Genomic DNA, 10,986 nt, shown 5'->3' on the forward strand with positions numbered 1-10,986 from the left:
GGGCGGCCCCGCGCCGGGCCGCCCGCCACGCCCCGAAAGGACAGCACTTTGCTCCAGCGCAGCCGTCGTACCTGGGTCTTGTTCCTGCTGCCGGCCACGGCCATCTACGGCACCTTCATCCTCTATCCCCTGGTCCGCGGAGTCCTGCTCAGCTTCACCGACAACACCGGCGGCCCGAGCTCGAACTTCGTGGGGACCGAGCAGTACCGGAAGCTGTTCGACGATCCCCAGGTCGTCGACGCCCTCAAGCACACGGTGCTGTACGCGGCCGTCGTGCTCGTCGTCCAGACCGGCCTGGGCCTGCTGGCCGCCTCGATCCTGGCCCGGCGCCCGCGCGTGCGCCGCGTGGTCAGCAACATCCTGCTGCTCCCCGCCCTGATCTCGCCGGTCATGGCCTCGTTCATCTGGTCCTACCTCTACCGGCCGGACGGCGGGATCAACGCCTTCCTCGGCGATATCGGCCTGGGCCGCCTCCAGCAGGTCTGGCTCGGCGATCCGTCGATCGCGCTGTTCGCGGTCGCCGCGGTCAACATCTGGATGTTCGTCGGCTACTCCTGCGTGATCTTCCTCGCCGGATACGCCGGCATCCCGCAGGACGCGCTGGACGCCGCCGCGATCGACGGCGCCAACGGCTGGCAGCGGTTCCGCGGCATCGAGTGGCCGATGCTGGCGCCCGCGCTCACGGTGAACGTGACGCTCAGCCTGATCGGCACCCTGGGCGTCTTCGACTTCCCCTTCGTGCTGACCGGCGGCGGCCCGATGGGCTCCACCAGCACCCTGACCATGCTCATCTACCGGGACATCTTCACTCGGACCGACTTCGGCCAGGGCGCCGCCGCGGCGGTCGTGCTGCTCGTGCTCGTCCTGGTGGTCTCCAGCGCGGCGGGATCGCTGCTGCGCCGACGGGAGCGCGCGATATGAGCAGCGATATGAGCACCACGCGGCATCCGTCCGTGCCCCCGGCCCGGGTTTTGGGCGCCGACGTCGTGGTGAGCGGCGGCGACCGCCCGAGAATCCGGCGGCGCACCCGGCGCCGGCTGATCGAGATCCTGCTCGTCGTCGCGGCCCTGGTCTACGTCGGCCCGTTCCTGTTCACGCTGCTCGCCTCGTTCCGGACCGCCGGCGACATCGCCGCCGACCCGCTGGGCCTGCCGCGCCATCTCACCCTGGACAACTACAAGACCTCGGTCCAGGAGATCCACTACTTCTCCAGCGCCTGGAACGCCGTGCTGCTGACCGTCTTCTCCTGCCTGGCGATCTCGGTGGTCGGCTCGATGGCGGCCTATCCGCTGGCCCGGATCACCTCGCGTCTGAGCACTGCGATGTACCGGATGTTCATCCTCGGGCTCACCGTCCCGGTGTTCGTGATCATCGGCCCGCTGTATCTGCTGATCCGTGACCTGCACCTGCTCGACAGCCGCTTCGGGCTGGTCGTCATCTACACCGCGCTCAACCTGCCGGTATCAGTCTTCTTCTACACCAGCTTCGTGCGGCAGATCCCCGCCGAGCTGGAGGAGGCCGCGGCCATCGACGGCTGCGGACCGCTGCGCACCTTCTTCACCATCATCTTTCCGCTGATGCGCCCCGTCACCGGGACACTGCTCACCTTCGTCTCGCTTCAAGTCTGGAACAACTTGGTCATCCCACTGGTCTTCCTCCAGGACCCCGGCAAGAGCACCGTCATGGCCAACGCCTACTCCTTCGCCGACCCCCACACCTTGCAGCCCACCCAACTCTTCCCGGCCGCGCTGCTCGGCGTGCTGCCGCTGTTCGTGCTGTTCCTGATCTTCCAGCGGCAGGTCGTCTCCGGCATGACCTCGGGAGCGGTGAAATGAGGGGCCTCGGGCTGGTCACCATCGGCCAGACCATGGCCGTCATCCGCAGCCGCACCGAACGGCCGCTGGAACACGGCGCCCGCCTGGGCCTGAGCTTCGCCGGCGCCGAGACGAACGTGGCGATCGGCATGCGCCGGCTCGGGATCCCGGCGACCTGGATCGGGCACCTGGGGCCGGACGCCCTGGCCGACATGATCCGCCGCGAACTGCGCGCCGAGGGCGTCCAGGCCCGGGTCCGCGTCGACCCGGACCGGCCGACCGGCCTGATCCTGTCCGAGCAGCGCACCAGCGGCACCACCCGGATCTGGTACTACCGCAAGGACGCCGCGGGCGTCGGACTGTCGGCCGCCGACGTCGACGGCACCCTGGTGGCCGCCGCCTCGCTGCTGCACGTGACCGGCATCCTGCTGTGCCTGGGGCCCGGACCGGCCGAGGCCGTGACGCACGCGGTGGAGCTGGCGCGCGCGGCCGGGGTGCCGGTCTCCGTCGACCTCAACTACCGCTCCGCGCTGGCGACGCCGGAGGAGTTCGCGCAGCTGGCCCGGCCGCTGATCGCGGCCGCCGACATCGTGTTCGCCACCGCCGACGAAGCGGCGCTGCTGACCGGTCTTCAGGACCCGGCCGACATGGCCAAGGCCCTGCACGCGGCGGGCCCGCCGACGGTCGTCATCAAGTCCGGCGCCGACGGGAGCCTGCTGTCCTGCCCGGACGGCCGGTTCCGGCGCGACGCGATCGCGGTGCGCGTGGTCGACACGGTCGGCGCGGGCGACGCGTTCGCGGCCGGGTTCCTCGCCGCCTTCCTCGCCGGCCACGACGCCGAGCAGCAGATCGACCAGGCGGTGCGGGTCGCCGGGTTCTCCGTCGCCTCCGACGGCGACTGGGAGGGGCTGCCCAGCGCCGCGGAACTGGTGCTGCACAGCGGAAAGGACGTCTTGCGATGACGAGGACGACCCGCTGGTCCCGGGTCCTGGTGACCGGCGCGGCGGGCGGCATCGGCCAGGCCGCCGTGCCGTATCTGCGGCAGCGCGGCTTCACGGTCACGGCCTTGGTGCTGCCCGCCGACTCCGATCCGCCGCCGGCGGACCGGACCGTGGTCGGCGACGCCGCCGACGTCGACACCGTCGCCGACGCGCTCACGGGCTGCGACGCCGTGGTGCACCTGGCCGCGCTGGCCCACCCCTCGCTCGGGACCCCGTACGAGGTCTACCGCAACAACGTCGCCTCCACCTTCAACGTCCTGTCCCAGGCCGGCGAGGCGTCGATCCACCGCGCGGTGATCGCCAGCAGCATCCACGCGCCCGGCTACGGCCTGAACCCGCACACGCCGCTGCCCGCGTACTTCCCGTTGGACGAGGACCTGCCCTACGACATCGCGGACCCCTATTCGCTGTCGAAACGCTCTGATGAGCTGACCGCGCAGATGGCTTCCCGCACCTGGGGCATGCAGGTCGTCGCCCTGCGCTTCCCGCTGGTCAAGACCCTGCCGGTGCTGCGGCAGGAGAAGCGCGTGGCCGAGGCCGATCCCAAAAGCATGGTCCGCACCGGCTGGGCCTACCTGACGATGACCGACGCGGTGCGCGCGATCGAGGCCGCGCTCCGGGCGCCGCTCGTCGGCGCGCACGTCATCGGCCTGAGCGCCGCGGACACCCTGCTGGACCGGCCCACCCGGCGGCTGCTCGACGAGTACGCGCCCGACGTGCCGCGCCGCCGGCCGTTCGACGGGAACGCGCCGCTGATCGACACCACGCTCGCCGAGCACCTGCTCCGGTTCACCCCGAGCGAATCAGTGCACGAGGACACGGGATGGGGCCGCCGGCCATGAAGATCACCGCCATCGAGACCTTCGTGCTCAGCAACCGGCGCGCCCTGGTCAAGGTCTCCACCGACGAGGGCGTGTCCGGATGGGGCGAGCACACGCTGGAGAACTGGGCCCGCACCGTCACCGCCGCCGTCGAGCGGATGAGCGAGCACCTCATCGGCGCCGATCCGCTGGCCATCACCCGCCTGTGGCAGAACCTGGCCCGGGGCGGTTACTACCGGGGCGGCCCGGTGCTGTCGTCCGCCGTGGCCGGGCTGGACCAGGCGCTGTGGGACATCAAGGGCCGCTGGCTGGACGTGCCCGTGCACGAGCTGCTCGGCGGCCCGACGCGCGACCACGCCCGCGCCTACGCCCACGCCAACCGGGACGGCCGGACCGGCGACCCCGAGCTGGCGAAGCGGCACCTCGCCGCCGGACTGGACCTGTTGAAAGTGGCGCCGCGGGGCCCCGTCGGCTTCATCGAGACCCCGGCGCGCGTGGACGAGATCGTCGAGCAGCTGGGCGAGCTGCGGCAGGCGGTCGGCGGCCACGTCGACCTCTGCATCGATCTGCACGGCCGGTTCTCCGTCCCGATGGCGCGCCGGATCCTGCCCCGGCTGGAGCCGCTGGGCCTGGCCTTCGCCGAGGAGCCGCTGCGGCCCGAGCACAGCGACCTGATCGGCGACCTGGTCCGCTGCTCGCCGGTGCCGATCGCCACTGGCGAGCGGCTCTATCAGCGCACTGAGTTCCGGCGAATCCTGGAGGCCGGGGTGGCCGTGGTCCAGCCCGATGTCTCGCACGCCGGCGGCATCACCGAGGTCTTCCGGATCGCGACCCAGGCCGAGGTCTACGACGCGCAGGTCGCCCCGCACTGCCCGCTGGGGCCGCTGGCGCTGGCCGCGAGCCTGCAGATCGCCTTCGCCGTGCCGAACTTCTACGCGCAGGAACTGTCCTTCGATCCGCATCTGGGGCCGTCCGACGACACCCGGCTGATGCGCGACCCGTCGGTGCTGACGCCGGTGGAAGGCCGCGTCCGGCGGCTGACCGGCCCCGGTCTGGGCGTCGAGATCGACGAGGACGCGGTCCGGGCCGCCGTCGACACCGGTCCGCTGGGCCCCGGTTCGCCGATCTGGACCCATGGTGACGGGAGCTTCGCCGAATGGTGACCCCTGGGATCGCGGGCGTCGACCGTGATCAGGCTGCTGAGTCACAGCTCTGGTTCGACCGCGCGCTGCGGGACAGTCCGGTGATGGCCATCCTGCGCGGTCACGGGCCCGAGCGCACCGTGGACCTCGCGCGCCGGGCCTGGTCCGCCGGCATCGACCTGATCGAGGTGCCGCTCCAGTCCGCCACCGATCTGGAGTCGCTGCGTGCGGTCTGCGCACTGGCGGCCGAGAACGGACACAGCGTCGGCGCGGGCACCGTCATCACCCACGAGCAGGTCGACGCCGCCCGACGAGCCGGAGCCTCGTTCATCGTGAGCCCCGGCCTGGACGCCGACATCGTGCGCGCCGGCCTGGCCGCCGGCCTGCACCCGCTGCCCGGCGTCGCCACGGCCACCGAGATCCAACAAGCCGTCGCGCTGGGCCTGCGTTGGCTCAAGGCCTTCCCCGCGACGGGTCTGGGAACTGCTTGGTTCCAAGCGATGCGCGGTCCCTTCCCGCGGATCTCCCTGGTCGCCGTCGGCGGTGTCGACGCCGTCAACGCCGACGGTTTCTTCGCGGCCGGAGCCGACGCCATCGCCGTCGGCTCCGCCCTGGCCGATCCGAGTCAGCTCGAACGACTCGCCGAATATGTGCGCAGCACTTGAGGAAAGGCGCGACACCAGCTCCACACCTTTGCCCGAAAGGAACCCCTCATGGAAATGGGCCATGTCAGGCGTATACGCCTGCTGAGTCTATTCCTCCTCGTCTCGACGCTGGCCGCCATGTCGATCATTTGGCAGCCGAGCGCCGGACACGCTGCATCCACTACACACGCAGCGTCCACTACAAACACAACCGCCGCGACACCGTCCACACCTCAGTTCGCCGACTCGCCGTTCGGCGTGGCCATCCACATACCACCCACTGACGGACAGCCACCGCAGGTCTCGACGGTCGGCGTCACGTGGGCGCGGACCGACATCAGCTGGAACGTGGTCGAGAAAAAGCCTGGCGTGTACGACTTCAGCACATACAAGCCGTTCATGGATCAGCTGAGGGACGACAAAATCAATCCACTCGTTATCCTCGACTATCAGAACCCGCTCTATGACGGGGGAGCGACACCCTACTCAGACGCCGCTTACGCCGCTTGGGTCAACTACGTCAAAGCGGTGCTCAACTACTTCGGGTCACGGATCTCGTACGTGGAGGTCTGGAACGAACCCAACGGTGGTTGGTTCGACGATCACGGCGGTGCCTGTGTAGACGTTGTTGGCGGCCACGCTACTCGCCAGAAGCCGACTTGCTATGCCCATCTCTTGCAGGTCACCTACCAGGCGGTCAAATCCATCCGCCCGGATGTGGGTGTGGTCGGGGGAGTGCTGTACCAGGTCGACACCAACTACCTGGAGCAGGTCTTCCAGGCCGGTGGCATGCCGTACATGGACATCATCTCCGACCATCCCTACGGCGCGACGCCCGAGGACGGCACGGCCGACACGCAGCAGATCGGCATGGAGAATCTGATCAAGCAGTACAACAACGGCAATCCCAAGCCGATCTGGGCCACCGAGGTCGGCTGGGAAAGCAGTGTGGTCGGATACCAGAATCAGGCTGACTACCTAGTACGTAGTGCCGTCCTGTCGCTCGCGGCCGGAGTGCAGAAGTATTTCTGGTACGACTTCATGAACGATCATGACGAATACGGGGGCATCCATACGCATGGTCTGTTCGATGAGGAGAACTCTGCGGGGCAGTATCCGCCGAAGCCTTCTGCGACAGCGTACAAAGTGCTCACTCAGCAAGTGGGCACCAAGTCCTTCGTGCGCAGCGAGATAGTGGGCAGCGGCATCTACGACAAGCTGTTCAGCAACGACCTGCGTGTGGTGTGGTCCACCGCCGGGAACCAGCAGATCTACGTGCAGACCGCCAACCAGCTGACCGTCACCTCGATGACGGGCGCCACGCAGACCGTGACGCCGGTCAACGGCGTCGCGACCCTGACGGCGTCGGCCGACCCGATCTACATCCAGGGGGCGGCCAGCCGGGTCCTCGCCGCCGGCAGCGGCGGGACCGTGACAGGCATGGAGACGCAGGCCCCGGCGTCGACCGTGAACCTGAGCGCCGAGGGACGCTCGGACTGGGCCACTTGGGCGGCGGCGACCGCCACCAGCTATGACCGCAAGAGCACCGGCGGCAGCCAGATCAGCAACTACACGCTGCTCGGCACCGGCAGTGCCAGCAAGTCCGGCGGCGGGGCTCCGACGGTGAGTTGGAGCGACGGCACGCCGGACGCCGGCGGCACCAACACCGCGGGCGCCTATACAGCGGGAGCGAACAACGGCTTCCAGCTGACGGTGCCGGCGGACACGACCAAGCGGGCCGTCAAGCTGTACGTCAACTCCTGGCACGCGACGGGGCAGCTGGTGGCCACCCTGAGCGACGGGAGCGGCTCCTACCTGGACACCTCGGTCAGTAGTTCATCGGGGACCAGCGCGGGCGTCTACACCCTGATTTACCAGGCCAACTCCGCCAACCAGACACTCACGCTGAAGTGGACGACGAGCACCGACTTCGGAGGCGGCGGCGTGGTTCTGGAGGCGGCGACGCTGGGTCCGGCGTTCTCCACCGGCGTCGAGCCGAACGACCTGGCGCCCACGTGGAACAGCGCCGTCGACAACGCGGCCTATCCGGCCGGTGGCCTGGTGAACGTCACAGGCGTCTGCTGCGGCATGACCGCGCCGGAGGCCTACGTCGACAACGGCGCTCCGCTCAGCAACCACTCGGGCACCCAGTCGCTGCTCTACTCCGGCAGCGGCACCACCTCCAGCGGGGCCGACCACGCCTACCTGAAGGTCTTCGACCTCAGCGGCAAGAACCTCGTGGTGGGTCCCGGGACCACGCTCACCTACTGGATCGATCCGGAAAGCTCGGCCAACAGCTACGGCTATGCCAGCGGTGGCAACAGCACCTGCGTGGCCGTCGACCTGATCTTCACCGACAACACCAACCTGCGGGACTCCGGGGCCGTGGACCAGAACGGCAACCGGGCCCACCCGAGCTATCAGTGCGGCCACTTGACCCTCGATACGTGGAACCGCGTCACCGTCAACCTCGGCGCGGTCGCGAACGGAAAGACCATCTCCCGCGTGGACATCGGCTATGACCAGGCGAACGTCACCGGCGGGTATCGCGGGCACATCGACGACATCAGCGTTATCGACTGACACAGGCAGCGATGACGTCATCGCACCCTGAGGAGGGTTCCGGCGCAGCGGCTGCCGGAACCCTCTTCGTCGATGTACGCAGCTGTCAGCAGCGCGGTAGCGGCTAATCCAGCAGCGTCGCGTGCTGCTCCATGAACCGCGCCACGTCATCGGGATCTTCGAGGGGGAGCGGGTAGACCACGAGGCGATCCACGCCGAGTTCGGCGTAGCGCTGCGCGGACTGCCGGTCCACGACCACCGGGTTCAGCGGCATGTAGATGATCTCCAGCCGGCCCAGCCGATCCGGACGCTCGACTTCCTCGGCGGCGCGGCGGAGCCCGGCGAGGTGGCGCGGGAGATCGTCGAGGCCGCCGTTGCCGAACCAGGCGTGCCCGCGGGTGACCGCGCGGCGGAAAGCGGCCGGACTGTGGCCGCCGACGACGATGCGGGGGTTGGTGGGGCGCGGATGGGCGTCGACGTCGCGGAACTCGGCGTACCTGCCCTTGAACGCGGGGGCCGGATCGGTCCACAGGCTGGTCATCGCGTCGATGTACTCGTCGGTGCGGCGCCCCCGGTCGGCCATCGGCACGCCGACCGCGCGCATCTCCGGTTCGAGGTAGCCGACGCCGACTCCCAGCAGCAGGCGCCCGCCGCTGAGCACGTCCAGGCTCGCCGCCTGTTTGGCGAGGACGACCGGATTGCGCTGCGGCAGGATCACGATTCCGGTGCCGAGCTCCAGCCGCTGCGTGACGGCCGCGACATACGCCAGGTGTACCAGCGGATCAAGGACCGGATCGGTCGGCGCCATCGGCGATTCCGGTACTCGGGGACTCGGCAGCACCACGTGTTCACCGGCCCACCACGACATGTAGCCCAGTTCCTCGGCCAGCCGGGCCAACCGGACCGTGTCGACCGGGCCCAGCGTCGCCTTGGCGTTCAACCCGGACACACCCAGTTCCATCGACGATGCCCTCCTCCGCTCGCTGATTACGTCTCATCGTCGGACGGCCGCGGGAAGCGTGTCCAAGACCGTCCGCTATAGCCTTTGGCTATGGATGTCCATGTGCGCGATCTGCGGTACTTCGTCGCGGTGGCCGAGGAACTGAGCTTCACCCGGGCGGCCGGGCGGCTGTTCATCGCGCAACCGTCGCTCAGCAAACAGATCCGGCATCTGGAGACTTCGCTGCGGGTCGCGCTCTTTGACCGGGACCACCGAACGGTCGCCCTGACCTCGGCTGGTGCTGCTCTGCTGCCGCAGGCCCGGCAGATCATCGAACAGTGGGAGGCCGCACAGCATGCCGTCGCCGCCGCGACGGCGACCCAGCGAAGAACACTGACGGTCGGCTTCCACACCAGGATCGGCCGGGGCCTCATCCCCGCCGTCACGGCCAGAATGGGCCGCGACGTGCCGGAGTGGAGGCTGTTGTTCCGGCAGATCGCGTGGGGCGATCCCACCGTGGGGTTGGCGAGCGGCGAAGTCGACGTGGCCGTCGCCTGGCTGCCGGTCCCGGCGACCGGCGAACTGGCGTGGAAAGTCGTCGCCACCGAGGACCGCTGGGTGGCCCTGTCGGCCGATCACCGGCTGGCTGTCCGCACCGAGATAGCCCTGGCCGAACTGGCCGACGAGCCGTTCATCGCGCTGCCGACGTCCGCGGGAGCGCTTCGCGAGTTCTGGCTGGGCAACGACGAACGGGCGAGGCCGGCGTGCGTCGTGGCCGAGGCCGAAACGGCTGAGGAGGCGATCGAAGCGGTCGCCTCCGGGCTGGGCCTGGTATTGCTCGCGGCCGGTAACGCGGAGATCTACCAGCGGGACGACCTGGTGTGTCGGCGCGTTGTGGGGCTGGCGCCCAGCGAATTGGCCGTGATCTGGCGCGCCGGGGACGACCGCCGCGCCGTGCGGACCTTCATCGAGGCGTGTGAGCGGTGTCTGTGCGGGCCCGGAACAGTGTGATGGCGATGACGTTGCCCATGATCCGCTTGAGGACCGGCAGCGTGTAGCGGAATCGGCGCGGGAGGCGGCTTCGCACCGCTGCGGGCGGCCGGGTCACGGCGGCTTCCTGGACGACTTCCAGCCCGAGCGGCTCCAGCGACCGGGGATCGTCGCAGGGCCAGGCCCACCGCGCGGCCAGGTTCTTCTTCACCGCCATCTTGTGCTGCTGGTCCAGCATCCGCTTGGTGTAGGTGTCGAACACCAGCTGCGCGCCCGGGAACGACTCGGCGATCCGGGCCAGTGCCGTCGGCGTCTCGTCGAGATACACCAGAACGCCCTCGGCGACGAAGAAGTACGGCGCCGGACTGGCGTGGACGACGTCCAGCCAGTCCTCGTCGAGCACCGACGCGGCCACCATCCGACGCCGGTCGGTGTCCTCGAAGAACCGGCGCCGCAGCTCGATCGTGTCCGGCAGGTCCAGGTCGATCCAGTGCGTGCGGCCGTTGTCGACGCGCTCGAACCGGGTGTTCAGCCCGGTGCCGAGCTCGACGACGGTCCCTTCCGGGTTGTGGCGCAGGAAGTCGCGGACCAGCTCGTCGAAGACGGCTGTTCGCAGGACCGTGATACTGCCGCCCCAGCCCTGGCTGTACTGCTCCACGTCGAAGTCGACGGCCGCGACGATCTCGGCGGCCTTCGGGTCCCGGACCACAGGATGTCTGCGGGCGGACTCGCGCGCCCGTCCGGCCAGCGGGATGAACAGGGTTTGCTGGACCGATCCCAGCTCCACCTTTACTGGTTCCGCCATACATTCCTTTATAGCCGATCCGTCCCAGCGGGGGGATGAATGCCGGTCCACCCTCTTTCCACCCGCCTTCCACCCCCGGGTGGAAGCGATTCCACCCGCCGAGCTGCGAATCTCTAACTGTCAGCCAGAAACGAAGCAGAAAACAGCAGCTCAGAGGGGAGTTGGCCACCATGGACGCCAGCATCTGGATCGTGAACATCATCGTGTTGGCCTCGGTGCTCGGCTCGGACCTGGGCCGCCGCAAGGTCGGCGCGGCCCGCCTGCTCC

Annotated in this window: 10 protein-coding genes; 8 read left to right on the forward strand and 2 right to left on the reverse strand. The window is 69.1% G+C overall.

The window, feature by feature from the left end; all coding sequences use genetic code 11:
* Positions 1-48: 48 nt before the first annotated feature.
* The 7 genes from ABD481_RS06495 to ABD481_RS06525 all read left to right on the forward strand — a co-directional run bounded on the left by ABD481_RS06495 (position 49) and on the right by ABD481_RS06525 (position 8,005).
* A complete protein-coding gene (locus tag ABD481_RS06495; protein WP_344664604.1) occupies positions 49-921 on the forward strand; it encodes a carbohydrate ABC transporter permease in 873 nt (290 codons plus the stop codon).
* Complete coding sequence (locus tag ABD481_RS06500; protein ID WP_344664605.1) at positions 918-1,835, forward strand: carbohydrate ABC transporter permease; 918 nt, start codon at positions 918-920, stop codon at positions 1,833-1,835. The genes ABD481_RS06495 and ABD481_RS06500 overlap by 4 nt, the downstream gene beginning before the upstream one ends.
* On the forward strand, positions 1,832-2,776 hold the full coding sequence (locus tag ABD481_RS06505) for a sugar kinase (protein WP_344664606.1): 945 nt from the start codon (positions 1,832-1,834) through the stop codon (positions 2,774-2,776). Before ABD481_RS06500 ends, ABD481_RS06505 begins: the two co-directional genes overlap by 4 nt.
* The gene (locus ABD481_RS06510) at positions 2,773-3,657 is read left to right on the forward strand and encodes an NAD-dependent epimerase/dehydratase family protein (protein ID WP_344664607.1); all 885 of its coding nucleotides are present in this window, start codon (positions 2,773-2,775) and stop codon (positions 3,655-3,657) included. The genes ABD481_RS06505 and ABD481_RS06510 overlap by 4 nt, the downstream gene beginning before the upstream one ends.
* Positions 3,654-4,799: a galactonate dehydratase gene (dgoD, locus tag ABD481_RS06515; protein ID WP_344664608.1), complete on the forward strand. Its 1,146-nt coding sequence runs from the start codon at positions 3,654-3,656 to the stop codon at positions 4,797-4,799. The genes ABD481_RS06510 and dgoD overlap by 4 nt, the downstream gene beginning before the upstream one ends.
* Positions 4,793-5,443 (forward strand): bifunctional 4-hydroxy-2-oxoglutarate aldolase/2-dehydro-3-deoxy-phosphogluconate aldolase, encoded by a 651-nt coding sequence (locus ABD481_RS06520; protein WP_344664609.1) that lies wholly within the window; start codon positions 4,793-4,795, stop codon positions 5,441-5,443. Before dgoD ends, ABD481_RS06520 begins: the two co-directional genes overlap by 7 nt.
* Positions 5,444-5,821: 378 nt before the next feature.
* Positions 5,822-8,005: a glycosyl hydrolase gene (locus ABD481_RS06525; RefSeq protein ID WP_344664610.1), complete on the forward strand. Its 2,184-nt coding sequence runs from the start codon at positions 5,822-5,824 to the stop codon at positions 8,003-8,005.
* Positions 8,006-8,108: 103 nt separating this feature from the next.
* Here ABD481_RS06525 and ABD481_RS06530 read toward each other — a convergent pair whose 3' ends face one another.
* Positions 8,109-8,945 carry an LLM class F420-dependent oxidoreductase gene (locus ABD481_RS06530; RefSeq protein WP_344664611.1) on the reverse strand — a complete coding sequence of 279 codons (837 nt, stop codon included), beginning with the start codon at positions 8,943-8,945 and terminating at the stop codon, positions 8,109-8,111.
* Between the two features lie 90 nt (positions 8,946-9,035).
* Here ABD481_RS06530 and ABD481_RS06535 point away from each other — a divergent pair, with 90 nt between their 5' ends.
* Positions 9,036-9,935: a LysR family transcriptional regulator gene (locus ABD481_RS06535; protein ID WP_344664612.1), complete on the forward strand. Its 900-nt coding sequence runs from the start codon at positions 9,036-9,038 to the stop codon at positions 9,933-9,935.
* Here ABD481_RS06535 and ABD481_RS06540 read toward each other — a convergent pair.
* Positions 9,889-10,719: a class I SAM-dependent methyltransferase gene (locus ABD481_RS06540; RefSeq protein ID WP_344664613.1), complete on the reverse strand. Its 831-nt coding sequence runs from the start codon at positions 10,717-10,719 to the stop codon at positions 9,889-9,891. The genes ABD481_RS06535 and ABD481_RS06540 overlap by 47 nt on opposite strands.
* Between the last annotated feature and the right edge of the window lie 267 nt (positions 10,720-10,986).

It is taken from the genome of Catenulispora yoronensis (genome assembly GCF_039531695.1).
Classification (GTDB): Bacteria; Actinomycetota; Actinomycetes; order Streptomycetales; family Catenulisporaceae; genus Catenulispora; species Catenulispora yoronensis.